The organism is uncultured Succiniclasticum sp. (genome assembly GCF_902793885.1).
Lineage (GTDB): Bacteria > Bacillota > Negativicutes > Acidaminococcales > Acidaminococcaceae > Succiniclasticum.
This window is the reverse complement of sequence record NZ_CADBFF010000027.1, coordinates 1-21,038: the sequence shown is the minus strand read 5'-3', so window position 1 is coordinate 21,038 and position 21,038 is coordinate 1. Positions and strand designations below refer to the sequence as shown.

The following is a 21,038-nucleotide window of genomic DNA, read 5'->3' as shown; positions in this document are numbered from 1 at the left end:
GCTATACTTGACTTAATTTCAAACAGAAGTTATGAACAGGAATGGTTTTAGGAGCGGACTTCAGAGAGCCGGCGGCTGGTGAAAGCCGGTGGAAGCAGTAAAACTTCTCACCTGGGAACTCTTTATCTGAACGGTTTCCGACGTTAGGGTAAAGCGCTGCGGCGGCGTTACAGGCCAGGAGTATAATGTAGGGTGGTACCGCGTGAACAACGCCCCTGCCGGAGTTTTCCGACAGGGGTTTTTAGTTTGGCGGCGTTTGCGGTCTCGTTGTTTTTTGACAATGGGTCCGGCGGTCCTGTTACTCAGTGTTTCTTTATTTTTTATTTATATTAAATAATGAGGAGTGGAGGAGAAAAGTATGAAATCTGTAAAATGGTTAAAAGCGGCGGCAGTAGCTTCATTGGCATTGGCAACGATCTGTATGGCAGGCTGCGGAGGCGGCGGAGATAAGAAGCCGGCAGCTCCGGCGGCAGGCAAGAAGGTGGAATATAAATTAGCTTATGCGTTGCCGGCTAACCATCCGGTAGCGAAAGGCGTGGAAACCTTTATTGCCAAGGTAAAAGATAAAACAAAGGGCGAAGTCGTCATTACCTCTTTCCCGGCCGGCCAGCTGTACAATGATAAAACCATGAACGACGCCATCATGACCGGCGGCGTGGATATGGGCCTGAACACGGTAGGCCGTTGGGCAACCATCATTCCGGCCATGGAAGTGTTTGACGTTCCTTTCGTATTCCCGGGCTATGAGAAAGTTGACAGCGCTATTGACGGCGGCATGGGCAAAATTCTGGAAGAGGAAATGGCCAAAAAACACGTGAAGGTTGTTTACTGGGCTGACTACGGTTTCGTACAGTATGCCAATAACAAAAAGCCCATCAAAAAACCGGAAGATTTCAAAGGCCTGAAGATCCGCGGCTACAGCGAACTGGCTTCTGAAACCATTAAAGCGTTAGGCGCTTCCCCGGTAACCATGGGCGCCGGCGAAGTATATATGGCTTTACAGCGCGGAACCATTGACGGACAGTCCTCCGGCGCTCCGGCCATGCGCGACCGCAAGATGTATGAAGTGACCAAATTCCTGACGGTTACCAACCATGCATCTCCGGAATTCGTCGTAGCTATGAACGACAAATCCTTTGCCAAAATGAACGAAACACAGCAGAAAGCTTTCATGGAAGCTGCCAAAGAAGTCCGGGATATCCTGCGCAAGAATGCCAAGGCAGAAGACCTGAAGGGTCTGGAAGACCTGAAAGCAAAAGGCATGGAAATTTATGTAGTGCCTGAAAACGAAATCAAAGCCTGGCAGGAGGCCACCAAACCGGTATGGGATATCTTTACCAAACATGCCGGCGAACAGGGCAAAAAAATTCTGGAAATGTGCACGAAATAACGGTAGTCTGACAGTGTAAAAAGACTGCCTCTGTCTGAATGGAAGACGGGGAAACATTCCATAGTTTATACAGGCTGACTTTTACCGCCGGTTGTAATGGTGTACAGCCGGCGGTATCGCAATACAAATATGATAAAACAAACGGGAGACTGTCGTGAAAAGTTTTTTAGCAGTTTACAGGAAATTCTTAATGGGACTGACCCGGGTGGTGGGCATTATTGCCGGACTGCTGCTGTTCATTCCCGCCTTTTCTGTAGTTTATGAAGTGATTATGAGGGGCATGTTCAACAGTCCCACGGAGTGGGTAGTGGAGATTTCCACCTACTGTGTGACCATTGCGGGCTTTTTGGGCATGGCGGTAACGTTTGTGGCCAATAAGCACATAAAAGTGGATATCCTGCTGTCCCATTTAAGCAAGCGGACCAATGAAATACTGAGCGTGCTCACTTCGTTCATTGGTATGGTTTTCTGCGGCGTCGTAACGATTTACGCCATCGGTATGGTAGCCATGTCGCTGGAACATGGTATGATTGCGCCTACCACGCTGCGTACCCCGTTGTGGATTCCGCAGTCTTCGCTGCCCATCGGGTTTGGCCTCATGTTCCTGCATTTTATCCGGACGTTCCTGGAAAACCTGGTGAAACTGGGCGACCCGGACTATGATCCGGCTGCGGCGGCAGGGGAGGTGGCAAAATGATTGTTTTGTTCACCGTGATGCTGCTGGTACTTCTGGCTACCGGCCTGCCGGTAGGCTTTGCCCTGGGAACGGGCGGACTGGTGGGAATGCTTCTCTTCATGGGAGGGGACGGCACCCTGAACCAGATCCCGCTGCTGGCCTATAAATCCCTGGATGATTTTGTACTCTGTGCTGTGCCGTTGTACGTCCTGATGAGCCAGATCCTGCTGGAAGGCAAAGTGGGCAACGATCTGTTCGAACTGGGCAACAAATGGCTGCGGCATCTGCCCGGCGGTTTAGGCGCGGCGACCATCGTGGCCTGCGGCATTTTTGCCGCTATTACAGGCTCATCCGCAGCCTGTGCGGTTACCATCGGCGCTATTGCCATTCCGGAAATGCTGAAACGGAATTATGAACGGACCGTGGTACTGGGCGCAGTGGCGGCCGGCGGTACCCTGGGCATCCTGATCCCGCCTTCCATCCCCATGATCCTCTACGGCGCCATTACCGGCGAGTCTATCGGCCAGCTGTTCATGTCCGGTGTAGTTCCCGGCTTTATGCTGACGATTTTCTTCATTGGCGTGGTGGTTTACAAATCCCGTAACCTGCCGCTGGAACCGAAAGCGTCCTGGGCGGAACGGATGGATGCGCTGAAAAGCTCCATCTGGGGCCTGCTGCTGCCGGTCATTGTCGTGGGCGGCATCTATACCGGCGCGTTCACGCCGACGGAAGCGGCGGCTGTGGGAACGGTGTATTCCCTCTTTATTACGTTCTGCATATACAAGACCCTGAGCCTGAAGCATTTGCCGAATATCCTGCTGGGTACGGTAAAGACCTCTTCCATGATTTTCTGCATCATGATCGGCGCCACCCTGTTCGGTTTCGTACTGACGATCCTGCAGGTACCCCAGGCCCTGACCCTGATGGTTACGGAAATGCAGTTCAGCCGTTGGATCTTCTTCATCATGATCAACTGCCTGCTGCTGTTTTTGGGCTGTATCCTGGAAACCGTTTCCATCATCTTTATTACGGTTCCCATCCTGTATCCCATCATTCTGCAGCTGGGCTTTGACCCCATCTGGTTCAACGTGATCCTGCAGATCAACATGGAAATGGCGCTGATTACGCCGCCTGTCGGCATGAACCTGTTTGTGCTGCAGGGCGTCAGCCCCGACAGCAAGATGACCCAGATTGTAAAGGGCGTCATTCCCTATGCAGTTGTTATGGGCATTGAAATGCTCATCCTCTGCTTCGTCCCCGGACTGGCGACCTGGCTTCCCAGTGTGGTGAAATAGGGTGTAGTGAGAGCAGACTGGAGAGTAATGGTAATTCCGGTCAGGTGAAGATGAATTCAAAGGTTTTCGGTTGACAGTGAAAAACAAAACGAATATAATAGTAAAGTCATAGACGAGGATGCTCTTATAAGCATCCTCATTCTTTTGTTGCAAAATCCCGGGGTAAGCATGCAGGGCGCGGACATTAGCTGCATTTTATGTACAGACGGTGTGCGGCAGAACGCAGGCAATCAGTTCAGCGTGATGTGTATTGTGCGTGCGATTGGGTTTATTTTAATTTAGAGAGGACACGGAAGAATGATCAGAAACGATATCCGGAACATTGCCATCATCGCCCACGTCGATCATGGTAAAACGACGTTAGTAGATGCGATGCTGAAGCAGAGCCACATTTTCCGCGCAAACGAAAAGGTTGCGGAACGCGTGATGGACTCCAATGACCTGGAGCGGGAACGCGGTATTACAATTTTGTCTAAAAATACTTCCGTTATGCATAACGGAACGAAAATCAATATTCTGGATACGCCGGGCCATGCAGACTTTGGCGGAGAAGTAGAACGGGTGCTCACCATGGTGGACGGCGTGCTGCTGCTGGTTGACGCCTACGAAGGACCTATGCCCCAGACAAAGTATGTGCTGCGCAAGGCACTGGAAAAGCATCTGAAACCGATTGTGGTTATCAATAAAATCGACCGTCCGGACCAGCGTGCTACGGAAGTCGTTGATGAAGTGCTGGACCTGTTTATTGAACTGGATGCCGACGATGAGCAGCTGGAATTCCCGGTTGTCTACGCTTCAGCCCGTTCCGGCTTTGCCAAATTATCCATGGAAGACGCCAGCGATAATCTGGAACCCCTGTTCCAGGTGATTCTGGATACGATTCCGGCGCCGGATGTGGAACCGGACCAGCCCTTGCAGATGCTGGCCAACACACTGGACTATGACTCGTATGTGGGTCGTATCGTGGTAGGCCGTGTCGTCCGGGGCACGATTAAGAACGGGCAGCAGATTGCATTGATGCATGAAGAAAAGGTTTCTATTGAAAAAATCGGACGCCTGTATACCTATCAGGGACTGAAACGTGTAGAGACGGCAGAAGTAAAGGCCGGTGACATTGTAGCGCTGATCGGCTTGAGCAACGTGGAGATCGGTGATACTATTGCAGATCCGGAACAGCCGGAAGCGCTGGCCGGTATTAAAATTGACGAACCGACCCTTTCCATGGAGTTTTTAGTGAACGACAGTCCCTTTGCCGGCAAAGAGGGCGAGTATGTAACCAGCCGTCATCTGCGGGACCGTCTGATGAAAGAGATTCAGACCAACGTGGCCATGCGCGTGGAGGAAACAGAGAACACCGACACCTTTATCGTAAAAGGCCGCGGCGAACTGCATCTGTCCATTTTGATTGAGACGATGCGCCGGGAAGGCTTTGAAATGCAGGTCGGCAAGCCGAAGGTCATCCTGCGCAAAGATAAAGACGGACATACCATGGAACCCATGGAAGCGCTGACTATTGATGTGCCGCAGGATTTCATGGGCGTTGTCATGGAAGATCTGGGAACCCGCAAGGCCGAGCTGGTCAACATGCATGAAATGGCCGGCTATATGCGGCTGGAGTTTAAGATTCCCGCCAGAGGGCTTATCGGGTTCCGTAACCAGTTCCTTACCGATACCAAAGGAAACGGCGTTATGAACCATGTGTATGCCGGGTATGATTATTACAAAGGCCCCATTCCCGGACGCACCCGGGGAAGTCTGGTGGCTTTTGAAAACGGCGAGACCTGTGCGTACGGTATCGGGAACTGCCAGGAACGGGGCATCATGTATATTGTGCCGGGTCAGAATGTATATCAGGGAGAAGTCATCGGCGAAAACTCCCGTGAAGATGATATGGACGTCAATCCCTGCAAGAAGAAACACGTATCCAACATGCGTGCTTCCGGCAGTGACGACGCCATCCGCCTGATTCCTCCCATTTTCTTCTCACTGGAACAGGCGCTGGAGCATATCAATGACGACGAACTGGTAGAAGTGACCCCGAAAAGCATCCGTATGCGCAAACGGGTTTTGGACCGTGTAGAGCGGGGTCGTATGCGCGGACGGGCAAAAAATGCGGCGGCTGCTGAAAAATAAAGCGGCTCAGCGTTCCTATTTTGGTAAAAAAGCATCCTTTCATTCCCATATTTTCGGCATTTCGGACAGAAAATATGAAAAAATCCTGCTTTTTTGGCATTTTTTTAAGAAAAACAGTTGTGTTTTTTTGTAAATCTGCTACAATGTAAAGAGGAGTTTTGTCTTTTACTCAAACCGGATGGAGGCTCATGCATGATGGATTTTAAGAATTCTGCAATGAAACTGTTCAGCAATGAAGAACCGATAGATATCTATACGGGTCCGTATGTTGTACGGCCGGGCGAATTGGACATTCTGGTGCGCACCCCTCATACCTATGAAGACGCAGTTTCCTACGCGGATAAGCTGATTGAAGGCTGCGCGGTCATGGTGAATTTTACGGAAGTGGATAAAGAGACGCGCAACCGGATCTTTGATTATATGTGCGGCGTCAGCTACATTGTAAATGCCAGCATTTCCAAGGTTAGCGATACCATCATGATGTATGCGCCTGCCCGGGTAGAGGTTGAAAAACAGGTTGCCAGGAAAACTTCCTGGCTGGGAAGATGAATTGAAACTGAAACGGCTGTCTATAAAAAGGCAGCCGTTTTTTATGAAAAGAAACAGGAGGAAAAATCATGTCGCATAAAGTTATCCAGGTTGAAGAACGCGTACCGCTGTTGATGAATATTCCGCTGAGCCTGCAGCATTTGTTTGCCATGTTCGGGGCCACAGTACTGGTGCCGTTCCTGTTTAAGTTAAATCCCAACACCTGCCTGTTCATGAATGGCGTTGGCACATTGCTTTACATCTTTCTCACGAAAGGCAAGATCCCCTCGTATCTGGGTTCCAGCTTTGCCTTCATTTCTCCTGTGCTTCTGATCATGGCGACCCATCCCTATTCAGATGCCCAGTCCGGTTTCATCGTATTCGGTCTGTTGTTCGTCCTGTTCTCATTTATAGTTAAAATGATGGGAACAAAATGGATCGATTTCATTTTCCCTCCGGCCGCGATGGGGGCCATTGTTTCCATCATCGGCCTCGAACTGGCGCCGACCGCGGCTTCCATGGCCGGGCTGGTAGGGGATAAAATTGAGATGAACAACGTAATGGTCTCTGTGTTTACCTTGTTGGTTACCGTCATCGGCTCCGTTGCATTCAAAGGCTTTATGGCCATCATCCCAATCCTGTTCGGGGTTGTCTGCGGCTATGTACTGGCCTTTTTCCTGGGTATGGTGGACATGACACCTGTGATCAACGCACCCTGGTTCGCCGTTCCGCAGTTTTCCACACCGACCTTTAATCTGGATGCCATTGCGATTATTGCGCCGGCGGCGCTGGTGGTGCTGACCGAACACATCGGGCACCTGATGGTAACCGGTAATATCGTAGGCCGTGACCTGATGAAGGAACCCGGTCTGGACCGTTCCCTGTTCGCGGACGGCTGCTCTAATATTTTGTCGGGTCTGTTTGGTGCGACGCCGAATACAACGTATGGTGAAAATATCGGCGTCATGGCGATCACCAAAGTCTACAGCGTTTGGGTCATCGGAGGCGCCGCAGTGTTTGCCATCCTGTTATCCTTTATCGGTAAGTTAAGCCAGCTGATCCACGGTATCCCGGGGCCGGTCATGGGCGGCGTCTGCATGCTGCTGTTCGGTGTTATTGCCGCGTCCGGATTCCGTCTCCTGGTAGAACAGAAGGTAGATTACAGCAAATCCCGCAACCTGACCATGACGGCAGTGGTTATGATCGTGGGCCTTTCCGGGGCCAAGCTGACCTTTGGCACCATTACGGTACAGGGGATGGTGCTGGCCACGCTGGTAGCGATCCTGTTAAGCCTGCTGTTCCATCTGTTTGAACACCTGGGCCTGATGGAAGAATAAAAAGCCGTAGTTTCCTCCTGTTGCAGAATCATCCGCCGGGTCTTCGGGTTCGGCGGATTTTTGTGTTTTACAGGAAACTGCTGCCATAATTGCAGTTTTGATTCATGCTGTTCAACGAAGAAAGTATGGATGGTACTCATTGTAGATAAAACAGCTTGCCAGAATTATCATTATAAAGTATAATAAACTATTAAGACAGGGAATCATTAAAACCATGTATCGGATTTATACCCGTCGGAGTTGCATTTTAAGATAAGAATATCAGTGTAACGTGTAGGAAAGGAGGTGTTCCGGATGCAGTCAAAGGGCATGCTTGACTTTTTCAAAAACCGAAATAAGCCTGTTTCTGTATTGGATTTTCTGGAACATTCTTCTTATGATGATCTGATAGAAATCGATTTAAATGAAAACCGCTATAAATTTGTGTATAACGTGGCGGATAAATATTATGCGCCTGTTACAGCTGGCGTATACAGTGAGTTTTACAGGTACGCCGCGGATCATATGATTCATCCGGACGATGCCGGCTTCTATGCGGACGTAATGAATCCGGATACGATTTTACAGCGGATGGCGGAGGAAGAACTGCGGGATACGTTTGAATTCTGTTTCCGGACCACGGATATGAAAAAGGGCTGGCGCTGGATCGATTCCATTCTCCTTGCGGGACCCCGTCACGGCCTGCCGAAGGGAATTATCAGATGCTACATCTTTGACATTCAGAACATCAAAGACAGGGAAGAAGGCCTGACCCTGGTCGCCCGTGAGGAAAGCACGCTCCTGTTAGATCCTCTTACCGGACTGAAACGGGAAAAGGATTATTTCCATTCTGTGGAAGAACTGCTGAAAGCCCATCCGGAACAGAAATGGATGATGGTTGTTTTTGATATTGAACAGTTCAAGATGTTCAACGAATGGTACGGCCGGGAAGCCGGGGATATGGTGCTGGCCCGGATCGGGGCAGGCATCCGTAAAGATGCTGAAAGAACGAACGGTTTGGCGGGGTATCTGGGAAATGATGATTATTCCATGTTCCTGCCTGCCGGGAGTTTACAGATGGAAGAGTTGTTTAACAATCTTCACAAAGCTATTATGCGCTACGGGGTGTCCGTGGGATTCCTCCCTGCCATCGGCGTCAGCTATTCCAAGGAAGAGGATACGGTGATGCGCCTCTACGATGAGGCGAGCCTGGCCATGCGGAATGCCAAGACGAATTTTAAAAACCGTATCCGCTACTTTGACCCTTCCATGTATACTAAAATTGCGTCTGACTACCAGATTCTTTCGGATTTCCAGTCTGCGCTGAAAAATAACGAGATTATTTTCTACCTGCAGCCCCAGTGCCGGGCTTCAACAGCCAGTATTGTGGGCGCTGAAGCGCTGGCCCGGTGGGTAAAACCGGACGGTACGATGATTTCTCCGCTTGTGTTCGTTCCCGTATTGGAAAAATACGGTTTCATCCCGGACCTGGATAAGTTTATCTGGGAAGAAGTGTGCCGCTGGCTGAAGAGCTGTGAAACACGGGGCCTGCCTCTGGTTCCCGTTTCGGTGAATGTGTCCGCGGTCGATATCTTTACGTTTAATGTACCCGAGTATATTCAGTTCCTTGTAGAGAAGTACCAACTTCCCAAAAAGGCATTGAAGGTTGAAATAACCGAATCCGCCTGTGCGGACGATCCGGAAAAAATGCAGGCTGTGGTGAGGGAACTCCGCAATAACGGTTTCATGGTGCTGATGGACGATTTCGGCAGCGGGTATTCGTCCCTGAACATGCTTTTCGAACTGAATATTGACGTGCTGAAGATGGAAGCGCATTTCCTGCATATGGATGAAGATACCATTGAAAAGGGGATCCATATCCTGGAATCCATCGTCTATATGGCGAAATCCATGCGACTGCCGGTCATTGTGGAAGGCGTGGAGAACCAGGGGCAGAAGGAATATCTGCAGAGCCTGGGATGCCAGTATATTCAAGGTTACTATTTTTATAAACCCTTAACGATCGCTGATTTTGAGGACCTGATATCCAACCCCTTTAACGTTGACGACAATGGCTTTGTCTTTATTGCCAATGAGGAGTTCCGTGTCCGGGAGTTTTTGAATGACGCGGTGTACAGCGATGCCATGCTGAACAATATTCTGGGACCGGCGGCCATCTATTCCTGGGATAAAGAGGACGTAGATATTATCCGTTTCAACCATAAATTCCAGGAAGCGGTGGACGTTCCCGACTTCAGTGAACGGCTGGAAAGAATACAGCGGTTCATGCCCCCTGCTGACCGGAAGCTGATGTACAGTACGATGGAAAAGGCACGACTGGACAGGATGAACGGGGCCAGTGCCGTCATGAGTTTTGGCAGAGTTGACGGAACCTATTCCCGTTTCTGGATACACTTTTATTATCTGGATGAAGCGGAAGGACGGATGCGTTTTTACGGTTCAGCCCGGGACGTAACGGAACTGACCAACCTGAACCGGCATATGGACCTGCTTTCCCGTTTCCTGTCGGAATGCGTCATTTTCCAGGTATATAACCATGGCATTTATTCGTTCCGGGTAGCGGCCCAGGGACTGGAACAGGAAATGCAGGTATCCAGGGAGGAACTGGAACTGGAACTGAATTCCGGCAAATTCATCCGGCGCATTGCCCAAAAGGACAGGAAGAGGATCGTCCGGCTTGGTGTGAATGCTATCAAGAAGAAAGAAGACTTCTCAGCAACATTTACCATGAATCTGGCAGATGGAAACACAAAGGACTTTTTACTGAAAGCAGATATGGTTGAGGATCCCATTAGCGACGTGAAGTGTATCCTGTCGGTGCATTGTAAATAAAAAAACAGCTGTACGGGTTTGCTGACAGACTCCGTACAGCTTTTCTGTTTGCAGTTATAAGATCTTTCCGGGTGTGGAGGGAATTATTCACCGTCTTTCAGCGTTTTGGATGCGTCCTTCAGTGCCTGCAGCAATTTCGGTGAACCTGCCGGTTGAGCCTGGCAGATCTTTTGCAGTTCCATAAATGTCTTGAACTCGCTTCCCCAACGGTAGCGGCCTTCGCTGTCATAGCAGGCCAGCACCAGATTTTGCTTGGCCCGGACCGGTGTCCTGCCGTTGTCGTCGGTGACGGTAACGTATACGTCATCCGGAAAATCCATGACATAGGTGACGGTGTCTTCTTCCGTTTCTTCCAGAAAACCTAACAGGGAAAATTCTTTGGCTAAATCTAACATGGAATCATCCTCCTTCTGCTGTTGCGCTTGTTAAGGAAACGCTGATTAATTCGTCTCCTTATAATTTCCTTTTTTATTTTACCATGAATCGAAAGTGTTGTATAATAAAAAAGAAAGGAAATCCAAATTGTGATGGATATGTAATGAACCAGGAGAGCTGTATGTTCATTCAGTTAACGTCTGGCAAAAGCGGGAGGCACTTTTGAAAAAAACGGAAGAATGGAAGAAAAATGAAATACGGCCGGACATGCAGGTGGAGTTCATCTGTCCCAGATGTGGGACACATCTGGCATGGGCCTTGCCAAATATGGAATTAAACTGTCCTAAATGCGGCAACTGGGTCACAAACCAAAACCGGAAAAAGCCGGATCTGGATCTGATGCTGCCGACGGATGACGATCAGCTGACTTTGTTTTAACAAAATCACCGGTCGGTCATTTACAAAAGCGCCGGTCAGCGTGCAGACAATGAATCAGTAGTTTTTATAATAAAATATATAATAAATATAAAAAAGAAAGAGGCGTAAACTATGAAGATTTTTATGGATACAGCGAATGTAGAAGAAATCAGGGAATTTGCGGATATGGGTATCGTGTACGGCGTGACAACCAATCCGTCTTTGATCGCCAAATCCGGACGCACCCAGGCGGAAGTGATTCCGGAAATCTGCGCGCTGATTCCCGGCCCTGTCAGCGCCGAAGTGATCAGCCAGGATTGTGAAGGAATGGTCAGGGAAGCCAGGGAATTGGTAAAAATTGCGGAGAATGTGGTGGTAAAAATTCCCTGTATCACGGAAGGACTGAAGGCAGTCAAGATTCTGGCGGCGGAAGGAATCAAAACAAATGTAACGCTGGTGTTCAGCCTGGGTCAGGCGCTGCTGGCGGCCCGCGCCGGCGCATCCTATGTGAGTCCCTTCATCGGACGTCTGGACGATATCGGCCAGGATGGCTCCAAACTGGTGGAAGATATGGTGAAAGTATTCCACAATTACCAGTTTAAGACAGAAATTATAGCTGCCAGCGTGCGCAATATGGAACATGTTGACAGGATGATGCTGGCCGGGGCGGATATCGCTACGATTCCGACGAAGGTTCTGCGTGAGCTGATCAAACATGAACTGACCGACAAAGGGTTGGCGAAATTTATGGAAGATTATCAGAACAGCCTGAAAAAGTAATGGGGCAGTTTACTTAAACATCATTATATTGACAGGCAATGTACGTTATTAATCAGCGCTTTAAAATCTACAGCTACACGGATGAACGGCCGTATCGTCCATCCGTGTTTCTGTTCCCGGAGGAGTTAGTGAAGCTATGAATTGGTTTTCATTTTTTAAACTGCCGTCGCGCATTGCGGCGATCCTGGCAGGCGTCGGTGTACTGGGAGGCTTTTTGTCTCCCGGTTCTGCAGAAGCAGGGTACCGGAAAGTGCCGGAAAAATATCAGGATGTGGATGTGAAGGTACTGCAAAGCGGTCCGATGCTGTTGTTTTCTGACAGTCCGGAAATGGTTTACGAGAACGGAATTTTGTATAAGGATATTGTAGAAGGGGAAGGCAGAGTCTTTTTCCATCATGTGAACGGGACGAAGAATACCCGGAAACTTGCCATACTGATGCGTCCGGTCAATCTGCGGACAACCATCACCTGGGGCTGCAGGGGAATCGGCGATCCGGACACGGATTACTTTATTTCCGCACGCAAAGGGCAGACGCGGTACTTTAAAGAGTATAAGGAAAGCTGGAACAAGGTGCGTAAAAAGGAACTTGCGGAAAAGCGGGATAAGCGTACGAAGAGAGAAAAAGGCGAAGGGCCGGATTACAGCTTTTACCAGAAGCTCTCTGACCTGCCGCTGACGAACCTGGTGCGGGGCGAATATATGGAAGTCCTCTCACAGGCGTGCAACAGGAAGCAGGCAGGCGCCCGCCTGAAACCGGAACAGCTGCTGACCGGCATGTTTGATTTTCATGCAAGCCATCCGGTAGAAATCGTAATTATGATGTGTGATCCGAAAGAAGATATTGAGAATTTTTCGCAACAAGCCGCCTTACTGCCCATGGACGAACACCCCTTGCGGGGAACCTATCAGCATGCGGATCTGACCTATATTATCAAAAAGCCGTTCCGGATGAAATGGAATCAGGTAAAGGCGCTGTGCATGGCAGATTCGGAAGACCGTTATTATCTGATGGGTACGGACCGGATGACCGGGAGGAAGACACAGAACCACGGAAACTATGGCGTCATCTATCATCTCATGTACCGCGTGGCAGGTGAGCATCCGGTGCAGCTGGGGATCAATCCCTGGGGTGGCGAGTTTCACGGCACCGGGATGATGATATCGGACGGGAAGGCAGAACTGCTGAATATACCGGGAAAGAGCCAGTTTTTCGGAAAAGGGGACGAGATAGATGACATATTTCTCCATTCGCCAGATCATAAGAGAAAAGACGCGGAATTCATCTGGTCGCCTCCGGGCGCTTCCAATCTGCCGATACGGGCCTTTTGGACCGTGAACAGACTTGAAAATAGTAGACAATCTTAAATAAATTTTCTCTAAATTGAGAACAGCCCTTTACAAAATCAAAAAATATGGTAAACTTAAAGTAATAAGAGCAAAGATGAACTAAAAAAAACGGTGAGTTTTTTTGATTTATAAAAAGTAGTCTTCTTAGTAATTAGTCTTGATTGGAGGTTTGGCTGTGACTGTCCAAAAGAGAAATACCATTCAGCGTCAGCTGGTTATATCTGCAGTACGTTCGTTGAGCAACCATCCTACGGCAGAAGAAGTGTATAACCGTATTGTTCTGGATTATCCGGATATTAGTAAGGGAACCGTGTACCGGAATTTGAATTCACTGGTAGACAGCGGGTTGTTGCGGCGTGTTTCTGTTCCCAGTTCCGCAGATCGTTACGACCATATGCTGACCAAGCATTATCATGTGCAGTGCATGAAATGTCACCGGTTTATGAATGTGGACGATCTGGATTATTTCCAGGATCTGGACGACAAAATTGCCCAGATGACCGGTTATCGCATGGAAAATCATAATATCGTGTTCCAGGGAATCTGCCCGGAGTGCCAGATTGAAGAGCTGGAAGCCAAGAAGCGGGAAGTGGAAATGGCGAAAGCGGAAGGTCGGAAACCGGATAAGATCAGCGCAAAATTATAGGGCGACAGCGAATTGTTTGTTCTAAACATTTAGTACCTTTGATGGCAGCTGTGTGTTTACAAATAAAAACAAGTAGGGTATGATTGAGTTGCGGATAGTATGTCCGCAACTTTTTTCATGTTACCGTGGGGGGCATAAACTTGTAGTGCTCCTAAAAGGAGGCGGCTGCCTGCCGGTCAGGAGCGATTCTCAAAGTTTAAACTGATTATATGGAAAAGAAGCGGAAGAACATAATGACAAAGGCAAATCGTAATCAAAAAGCAAATAAGAACCAGTCAGAAAAACGCAGAAACATCTCCCCAAAACCGGCGTCAGTTTTTTCTGTGCAGAAGGGCCAGGAGATGGAACTGGAGATTACCGGTCTGGGCAGTGCAGGGGAAGGAGTTGGACGTTACCGGGATATTGCGGTGTTTGTGCCTGGAGCCCTCCCCGGTGAAACGGTAAGAGCTGCGGCTGCATTTATCAAAAAGAGTTTCATAGTCGGAAAACTGCAGGAAATCATTACGGCTTCTCCGGACCGGGTCGAACCGGTCTGCCCGGTTTACGAAGTCTGCGGAGGCTGCCAGCTGCAGCATCTGTCTTACGAAGCGGAGCTGAAAGAAAAACGGGAGCAGGTGAAAGCAGCATTAGAACGAATCGGGCATCTTCGCGACATCCACGTTGCGCCAACGATCGGTTCGGACCAGCCGTTGTACTATCGGAATAAAATGCAGTTTCCTGTTTCGGGAAAACGAGGTAAACTGCAAATCGGCTGCTTCGCGTTAAATACGCACAACGTAATTGACGTTACGGACTGCTGTATCCAGAAGAAAAAGAACAATGCCATTGCTGCTGTGGTACGGAAGTGGATGAAGCTGTATAAAATTACTCCTTATGATGAGGACAAAGGAACCGGCATGGTTCGTCACATCATGGGACGTGTCGGTGTGCACACCGGGGAGATCATGGTCTGCCTGGTCACGGCCCGGGATACCGTACCCCATCTGAAAGAACTGGTGCAGATGCTGAAGACCGAAATTCCCGGCGTCAAAAGCGTGGTACAGAATGTAAATAAGCGAAGCACCAATGTGATCTTAGGCGAGAAAACCCGGTTGATTGCAGGTAACCCAACAATAAAGGATAAGATCGGTCCCCTGAAATTCAATATTTCTGCCCAGTCGTTTTTCCAGGTGAACAGCGAACAGGCGGAAAAGTTATATAACACGGCCCTGGATTTTGCGGATCTGAAAGGGAAGGAAACGGTAGTCGATCTGTATTGCGGTACAGGGACCATCACCCTGTTCATGGCGCAGAAAGCAAAACGGGCGCTGGGGATTGAAATCGTTCCTTCCGCTATACGGGATGCAAAGAAAAATGCCCAGGCCAACCATATTGAAAACGCAGACTTTTTATTAGGCGATGCAGCGGTGGAAATGCCGAAGCTTGCTTCCGGCGGGCTGCGTCCGGATGTGGTGATTCTGGATCCGCCCCGGGCCGGTTGTGAGGAACGGGTGCTGGCCGCGATTGTAAAGGTGAAGCCGGAGCGAGTGGTGTATGTATCCTGTAATCCCGCAACCCTGGCAAGGGATCTGGCGTATCTGCATGAACACGGTTTTTCGATTGACAGGGTGCAGCCCTGCGATATGTTCAGCCGGACCCATCATGTGGAGACAGTAGTTAAACTGACACATAAAGAATAACGGATGGTTTGCTTAGGTTTTTGCCTGTTTGCCTAATCTTACGTCTGTAAATTTCGGCTTTTTTGGAAAAAACTACGTTTTGACTCTTGCAAACCCTGATAAATACTGTTATTATATTTGTGGTCCAGTGCTTATGCACTTTCGAATTTTTAATAAAAAAGGAGTGTAAATTATGAACAAACAAGAACTCGTTGCAGCAGTTGCTGCAGAAACCAGCATGCCTAAAAAATGCGTAGAAGCAGTGCTGAAATCCATCGTTGGTAATGTAGTTGCTGAAGTAGCCAAGAAAGGCAAAGTACAGATGATCGGCTTTGGTACTTTTGAAGCCCGCGAACGCGCTGCCCGTACCGGCAAGAACCCGCAGAACGGCAAACCCATCAAAATTGCCGCCTCTACCGTTCCCGCTTTCAAAGCAGGCAAAGCTTTCAAGGAAGCTGTTAACGCCAAACCGGCTAAAAAAGGTAAAAAATAATACGTGATTCCCGGCCCGCTGCAGAAATGCGGCGGGCTTTTTTGTTGGTATAACGGCGCTTTTTATGTCACGCAACAGACCAAGGCTTTGCCTGATGTTTTGTGTCTTGTGGTATTTTGAGACGACAGGCGGTCTGACTAAATCAAAAGATTGATTTTATTTGAGTAATGCATGGGCTTATGTTATAATAGTATTAATTTATAAAATATTGTAACATTATCGCTTTCTTCAATAATGGTAGAATGAGACTCGTGTTGATTTGAGCGGTGGTATTTTTCTGTGTTTTATCATAGAGTCGGAGGCGGCTTCATGAATTCAATCCGTCAAAAGTTTACCGTTTTAAATTTGGTAATCATATTTCTCTGTACGTTTATCGTGGGCGGGGCAGGCCTGTGGTTTACTTCCCGTTCCCAAAAAGAATATTCTGATGAGATCCTGCAGCTTACCTGCCGGCAGGAATCAAGTTTCCTGAATGACGAGTTTACCGATATCCAGCGATCCATTGGAATTTTTGCGGATCAGGCAACAGACCGGATGCCGCCGGTGGATGTGATCCGTTCCAATGCTGCGGTGCGTCGGCAGTATGTATCCGAGATGGAAAAGCTGATGGGCGACATCGTGCGCCATAGCAAGGGCGTTGTCTGCTATTATCTGCGCATTACACCGGAACTGGCAGATGAAGTAACCGGAGACGGCGGCTTTTTCTATACAAAAAAGAAGCGGGTGGAAACGTTCATCAAACAACCGCTGACGAAGATACTGGATTTTGACCCGAACGATGTGGAACATGTGGGCTGGTTTTACGCACCAAAAGCTGCCGGGAAGCCCATCTGGATGGAACCCTATTATAACAAAAACATAGACATGGATATGATATCCTATGTGACGCCGTTGTATAAGGATGGGCGGTTCATCGGCGTTGTGGGCATGGATATGGACTTCGGCCTGATTGTGAACGATGTTAGCGTTATCAGTCCCTACAAGACGGGATATACCAGTCTGGTGTCCCGGGAAGGCAAATTCTATTACCATCCTGTCTATAATCCGGGAACCACCGTTCTGGATTACAGCAAGGAACTGCAGGAATTAGTCAATGACCTGAAATATTACGGGGGAGGCGGACGGCCCAAAACATACAGTTATATGAATAAGGGTAAGGAAAAGAAGCTGGTATTCAGTCGGCTGCAGAACGATATGGTGCTGCTCCTTTCCGTTGAGGCCAATGAAATAGAAGCTGCACAGAACTCGATGTTCCGGATCACTGCCATTACGGCAATCGTCATGGCCTTACTGGCAGCCATTATTAACCTGATTGTATCTACCCGGATCACCAGGCCGTTAAAGGCCCTGTCGCAAGCTGCCGAACAGATCGCCGAAGGCAATCTGGATGTGGAGCTGCCCAGGCCCACCCACGATGAAGTGGGGGTTCTGACCCGAAGCTTTGACGTTACGGTGCAGAACCTTAAAAAATATATTTCCGGTATGCGGTATAAGGCGTACAGCGATCCACTGACCCATGTAAAGAACAAGAACGCCTACGAACTGGAAAAGGAACGGCTGGAAAGGCAAATGCAGATGGGGGATGCAAAATTTGCGCTGCTGATGCTTGATACCAACGACCTGAAGGAAATCAATGACACCTATGGGCACGACCACGGCGATGAATATCTGCTGGCCTGCTGCCAGCTGATCTGCAGGGTATTCGATCACAGTCCCGTGTTCCGCATTGGCGGCGATGAGTTCCTGGTATTACTGGAAAATGAAGACTACGAGCACCGGGAAGAACTGGTTGAGTTATTTAACCGTCTCGCGGCAAAGACGCTGCAGGAACCCCGTGCCTGGAACCGGGTATCCGCAGCGAAAGGGCTGGCTGTATGCGAGCCGTCCGATACGTCTCCGGAAGATGTATTGCGGCGGGCGGACCATGCCATGTATCAGGATAAAAAAGCGATGAAAGAAAACGGATGATAATGAATTTTACGAATGAAGAAAATGCCTCGCCTGTGCGGGGCATTTTTTGAATCCGGACCTGAAGCGGATGACAGCGAAGATGCACAGGGTTTTATGAATTATGGTAACAAGGGGGGAACATTATGCAAAAAATGAAAAAGACGGTTTCCATGGTACTGGCAGGGGATTCGTTCATTACGCAGAGGCTGCCCCGGGATGCAAAGCTGGCGGCGCTGAAACAGTATCTGGAAGGTTTTGACGTGCGGTTTACCAATTTTGAGATCCTGCTTCATGATTTTGAAGTGTTTCCGGCTCCGGTCAGCGGCGGTACCTGGGCCTGCGCCCGTCCGGCCGTGCTGCAGGATCTGCAGTATCTTGGCTTCAACCTTTATACCTGGGCCAATAACCATACCATCGACTGGAATCTGGGAGGGATTTTAACTACCAAAAAGCATCTGGACGCCGCCGGTGTTGTCCACGCCGGCTGCGGGATCAATCTGGAAGAAGCGGCCCAGCCCCGGTATCTGGATCTGCCCCAGGGCCGTGTGGCGATTATCGGTGTGACATCTACCATGAACGAGTGGGGAATGGCTTCCAACCCGCGGCGGGATGTGTTGGGACGGCCCGGCGCCAACGTGCTTCGGTACCAGACGGTTCACAAGGTAAAACCGAAAGAATTGGAAACCCTGCGCAAAATCGTCGATCAGACCGAAGTGAATGCCGACCGCATGCTGCTGGAAAAAGAAGGGTTCAATAAGCCGCTGACCGGCGGTTACCTGATCGGAAAGATCCGCTTTGAAGCTACGGCCCGTGGCGAGATGCCCGGTACCGTCACCACCATGAACAAAAAGGATGCGGACCGGATCGTCCGTTCCATTGAAGAAGCGAAACGGCAGGCGGATTTTGTATTTGTCAGCCACCACAGCCATGAACGAAAAGGGATGGCGAAGAACCGGCCGGCGGATTTCTGCCGCGATTTTGCAAAACTTTGTATTGATGCCGGGGCGACGGCCTATATCGGACACGGTCCTCATATCTGGCGCGGCATTGAGATTTACAAAGATAAACCCGTATTCTACAGTCTGGGGGATTTCATTTTCCAGAACGATTCGGTGGAGCGCCAGCCCACGGAGTTTTACGATCTGTATGACCTGGGACCGGATAACACCGTAGCTGACGGCCTGGATGCCCGCAGCGCCAACGGAACCCGGGGCCTTGCAGTCGATCATTTTGTGTTTGAATCAGCCCTGGCTTCCTTTACGGTGACAGACGGCGCGATCCGGGAAGTGGATCTGCAGCCCCTGAGCCTGGGCTTCAAAAACGGCAGAAGCTTCCGGGGACGTCCGGAACTGGCGGACGCGAAGTATGGCGAACAGATTCTGGCGGATATTGCGGATCTGTCCAAAGAATACGGAACCGCGATTCAGATTGCGGACGGAAAAGGGAAGATTGTCATTTAGTATTGCAAAACGGAAAGGCGTTATGCTTTTCCGTTTTTCCTTTATTTGTGCTGTTTACATCTGGTTGCTGTTCATTTTGTATACAGTATTTCTGAGGGTGAAATATTGTGAAGAGATTTTCCTGGTGCTATACTAATAAGTAATAATAAAGGCAGGTGTGCCTGATTATTTTGGAGAGACTGATTGTATTAATCGGTGTTTCCACAAGTTTAGCCGGGCTATTGGTTTTGGTCGCATCCGGCAAAAGGGGGGTAAACTATGTTAATCTTAGGTGGTCTTATTGTTCTGGCGGCGCTGTTCCTGCTGGTGAAGCGCTATGAAGCCAGGATGGTGCTGGTAGGCGCCGGTATCGTGATGTGTCTGGTGTCAGGGGCTCCCATGAAGGCGCTGGATGCCTTTGCCAAAGGCATGGGCAGCGGTATGATTGCTTCTGCCTGCTCCAGTATGGGTTTTGCGCTGGCCATGCGTTTTACGGGCTGCGATAAACATCTGATCAACGCCCTGGCAAAAATCCTGTTAAAAGTAAACTGGCTGCTGATTCCCGGCGTTATATTCGGGACCTATGCCGTGAACGTGGCGCTGCCCAGTGCGGCTGGCACGGCGGCAGCGGCAGGCGCCATCTTCATTCCCATCCTGATGGGCGCCGGCGTGCACCCGGCTATGGCAGCGGCTGCGGTTAAGTGCGGTACCTACGGTTCCATGCTGAACCCCGGTCTGGCCCACAACCCGTTTGTGGCGAAGATTGCCGGCGTCAATGTAATGGACGTCATCGCGTTCCATTACAAAGCCAATATCGCTTCCCTTCTTGTTGGCGCTGTGGTTTTAACTGCGATTGCTTACTTCCTGAAGGAAAATAAAGGTCATGTGGTAGAAGGGTTGGAACTGGATACGGAATTTAAGGTAAATCCGCTCTACGCTCTGATGCCCGTAGTTCCCATCGCAATTCTGATTTTAGGCGCGACCAAGATGGTTCCCATGTTCAAGATGGGGGTAGCCCAGGCTATGGTCATCGGCGCCATCCTGACCTGCATCGTGACCCGGACCAACCCGGCGGCACTGACCAAGTCTTTCTTTGACGGCATGGGCAAAGCCTACGGCGATATCATCGGTATCATTCTGGCGGCAGGCGTGTTCGTAGCCGGTATGAATGCTATGGGTCTGGTCAAGGCGTTTATCGCCGCCATGGTCAACAATCCGTCTATCGTTAAGATCTGCGCATCCGTAGGTCCCTTCCTGCTGGGTCTGATCACCGGTTCCGGCGATGCGGCGACCTTTGCGTTCAACGAAGCGGTTACGCCCCATGCGGCAGACTTCGGTATGTCCATCGTGCAGATGGGTTCCATGGCTACTTTGGGCGGCACCCTGGGCCGTACCATGTCCCCGATTGCCGGCGCAACCATCATCGTAGCCGGTATCGCAGGCATCAGCCCCATGGAAGTTACCCGCCGCAATGCGATCCCCATGATCTTTGCCATGATCGTCGGCATGATGTTCCTGGCATTCTGATTCAGGCATAAAAAGCAGTATATAGTGTAAAGATGATATGCTTCCGCGTATCCGTTCCGTGCGGGTACGCGGAACCTGTAATATGAGTATTTAGGGAAACACTGATTAATTCGTCTGCACGCTGACCGGTGCTTTTTGTGACTGACTGCGTCAATGTCCCTCAACGCAGCTACGGCTGCGCCTTCGGGCCATTTCCTTGTCAGTCGCAAAAAGC

At 49.7% G+C, this 21,038-nt stretch carries 17 protein-coding genes; 16 read left to right on the top strand and 1 reads right to left on the bottom strand.

The genetic code is table 11. The annotated features are described in order from the left end of the window. The first annotated feature begins 358 nt into the window (after window positions 1-358). From QZV31_RS11305 to QZV31_RS11275, 7 genes are all read left to right on the top strand, one after another. A complete protein-coding gene (locus QZV31_RS11305) occupies window positions 359-1,390 on the top strand; it encodes a DctP family TRAP transporter solute-binding subunit (protein ID WP_295360676.1) in 1,032 nt (343 codons plus the stop codon). A 154-nt stretch (window positions 1,391-1,544) separates the two neighbouring features. Next, complete coding sequence (locus QZV31_RS11300) at window positions 1,545-2,087, top strand: TRAP transporter small permease (protein ID WP_143006004.1); 543 nt, start codon at window positions 1,545-1,547, stop codon at window positions 2,085-2,087. Next, window positions 2,084-3,361, top strand: a complete 1,278-nt coding sequence (locus tag QZV31_RS11295) for a TRAP transporter large permease (protein WP_295360674.1) — start codon at window positions 2,084-2,086, stop codon at window positions 3,359-3,361. The genes QZV31_RS11300 and QZV31_RS11295 overlap by 4 nt, the downstream gene beginning before the upstream one ends. 297 nt (window positions 3,362-3,658) lie before the next feature. After that, window positions 3,659-5,494, top strand: coding sequence for a translational GTPase TypA (gene typA, locus QZV31_RS11290; protein ID WP_295360671.1), 1,836 nt, complete (start codon window positions 3,659-3,661; stop codon window positions 5,492-5,494). 192 nt (window positions 5,495-5,686) lie between these two features. Further along, complete coding sequence (locus tag QZV31_RS11285) at window positions 5,687-6,043, top strand: cell division protein SepF (protein WP_093730961.1); 357 nt, start codon at window positions 5,687-5,689, stop codon at window positions 6,041-6,043. A 68-nt stretch (window positions 6,044-6,111) separates the two neighbouring features. Next, complete coding sequence (gene uraA / locus QZV31_RS11280) at window positions 6,112-7,359, top strand: uracil permease (protein WP_295360668.1); 1,248 nt, start codon at window positions 6,112-6,114, stop codon at window positions 7,357-7,359. A gap of 294 nt (window positions 7,360-7,653) precedes the next feature. After that, entirely contained in the window at window positions 7,654-10,191 is a 2,538-nt protein-coding gene (locus QZV31_RS11275; protein ID WP_295360666.1) for a GGDEF domain-containing phosphodiesterase, read from the top strand. Between the two features lie 83 nt (window positions 10,192-10,274). Here the strand turns inward: QZV31_RS11275 and QZV31_RS11270 are convergent, their stop codons facing one another. After that, complete coding sequence (locus QZV31_RS11270; RefSeq protein WP_295360664.1) at window positions 10,275-10,586, bottom strand: hypothetical protein; 312 nt, start codon at window positions 10,584-10,586, stop codon at window positions 10,275-10,277. Window positions 10,587-10,788: 202 nt separating this feature from the next. On the opposite strand from QZV31_RS11270, the gene QZV31_RS11265 reads away from it, so the two are divergent. From QZV31_RS11265 to dcuC, 9 genes are all read left to right on the top strand, one after another. Continuing rightward, window positions 10,789-11,004: a hypothetical protein gene (locus QZV31_RS11265; protein WP_295360662.1), complete on the top strand. Its 216-nt coding sequence runs from the start codon at window positions 10,789-10,791 to the stop codon at window positions 11,002-11,004. 111 nt (window positions 11,005-11,115) lie between these two features. Continuing rightward, window positions 11,116-11,763, top strand: coding sequence for a fructose-6-phosphate aldolase (gene fsa / locus QZV31_RS11260; RefSeq protein ID WP_295360660.1), 648 nt, complete (start codon window positions 11,116-11,118; stop codon window positions 11,761-11,763). A 136-nt stretch (window positions 11,764-11,899) separates the two neighbouring features. Next, complete coding sequence (locus QZV31_RS11255) at window positions 11,900-13,129, top strand: hypothetical protein (protein ID WP_295360658.1); 1,230 nt, start codon at window positions 11,900-11,902, stop codon at window positions 13,127-13,129. A 157-nt stretch (window positions 13,130-13,286) separates the two neighbouring features. Continuing rightward, window positions 13,287-13,757, top strand: coding sequence for a transcriptional repressor (locus tag QZV31_RS11250; RefSeq protein WP_218118245.1), 471 nt, complete (start codon window positions 13,287-13,289; stop codon window positions 13,755-13,757). A 323-nt stretch (window positions 13,758-14,080) separates the two neighbouring features. Continuing rightward, window positions 14,081-15,436, top strand: coding sequence for a 23S rRNA (uracil(1939)-C(5))-methyltransferase RlmD (gene rlmD, locus QZV31_RS11245; RefSeq protein ID WP_366508724.1), 1,356 nt, complete (start codon window positions 14,081-14,083; stop codon window positions 15,434-15,436). Window positions 15,437-15,608: 172 nt separating this feature from the next. Then, the gene (locus QZV31_RS11240) at window positions 15,609-15,908 is read left to right on the top strand and encodes an HU family DNA-binding protein (protein ID WP_295360653.1); all 300 of its coding nucleotides are present in this window, start codon (window positions 15,609-15,611) and stop codon (window positions 15,906-15,908) included. Window positions 15,909-16,217: 309 nt separating this feature from the next. Next, the gene (locus QZV31_RS11235; RefSeq protein ID WP_295360651.1) at window positions 16,218-17,876 is read left to right on the top strand and encodes a diguanylate cyclase; all 1,659 of its coding nucleotides are present in this window, start codon (window positions 16,218-16,220) and stop codon (window positions 17,874-17,876) included. A 125-nt stretch (window positions 17,877-18,001) separates the two neighbouring features. Then, window positions 18,002-19,318 carry a CapA family protein gene (locus QZV31_RS11230; protein WP_295360649.1) on the top strand — a complete coding sequence of 439 codons (1,317 nt, stop codon included), beginning with the start codon at window positions 18,002-18,004 and terminating at the stop codon, window positions 19,316-19,318. A 258-nt stretch (window positions 19,319-19,576) separates the two neighbouring features. Then, entirely contained in the window at window positions 19,577-20,824 is a 1,248-nt protein-coding gene (dcuC, locus tag QZV31_RS11225; RefSeq protein WP_295360647.1) for a C4-dicarboxylate transporter DcuC, read from the top strand. The last annotated feature ends 214 nt before the right edge of the window (window positions 20,825-21,038 follow it).

Bases quoted from the DNA above. Each gene is read 5' to 3' on its own strand.
- QZV31_RS11305 (WP_295360676.1), top strand. From the start codon at position 359: ATGAAATCTGTAAAATGGTTAAAAGCGGCGGCAGTAGCTTCATTGGCA.
- QZV31_RS11295 (WP_295360674.1), top strand. From the start codon at position 2,084: ATGATTGTTTTGTTCACCGTGATGCTGCTGGTACTTCTGGCTACCGGC.
- typA (WP_295360671.1), top strand. From the start codon at position 3,659: ATGATCAGAAACGATATCCGGAACATTGCCATCATCGCCCACGTCGAT.
- QZV31_RS11285 (WP_093730961.1), top strand. From the start codon at position 5,687: ATGATGGATTTTAAGAATTCTGCAATGAAACTGTTCAGCAATGAAGAA.
- uraA (WP_295360668.1), top strand. From the start codon at position 6,112: ATGTCGCATAAAGTTATCCAGGTTGAAGAACGCGTACCGCTGTTGATG.
- QZV31_RS11275 (WP_295360666.1), top strand. From the start codon at position 7,654: ATGCAGTCAAAGGGCATGCTTGACTTTTTCAAAAACCGAAATAAGCCT.
- QZV31_RS11270 (WP_295360664.1), bottom strand. From the start codon at position 10,586: ATGTTAGATTTAGCCAAAGAATTTTCCCTGTTAGGTTTTCTGGAAGAA.
- fsa (WP_295360660.1), top strand. From the start codon at position 11,116: ATGAAGATTTTTATGGATACAGCGAATGTAGAAGAAATCAGGGAATTT.
- QZV31_RS11255 (WP_295360658.1), top strand. From the start codon at position 11,900: ATGAATTGGTTTTCATTTTTTAAACTGCCGTCGCGCATTGCGGCGATC.
- QZV31_RS11240 (WP_295360653.1), top strand. From the start codon at position 15,609: ATGAACAAACAAGAACTCGTTGCAGCAGTTGCTGCAGAAACCAGCATG.
- QZV31_RS11235 (WP_295360651.1), top strand. From the start codon at position 16,218: ATGAATTCAATCCGTCAAAAGTTTACCGTTTTAAATTTGGTAATCATA.
- QZV31_RS11230 (WP_295360649.1), top strand. From the start codon at position 18,002: ATGCAAAAAATGAAAAAGACGGTTTCCATGGTACTGGCAGGGGATTCG.
- dcuC (WP_295360647.1), top strand. From the start codon at position 19,577: ATGTTAATCTTAGGTGGTCTTATTGTTCTGGCGGCGCTGTTCCTGCTG.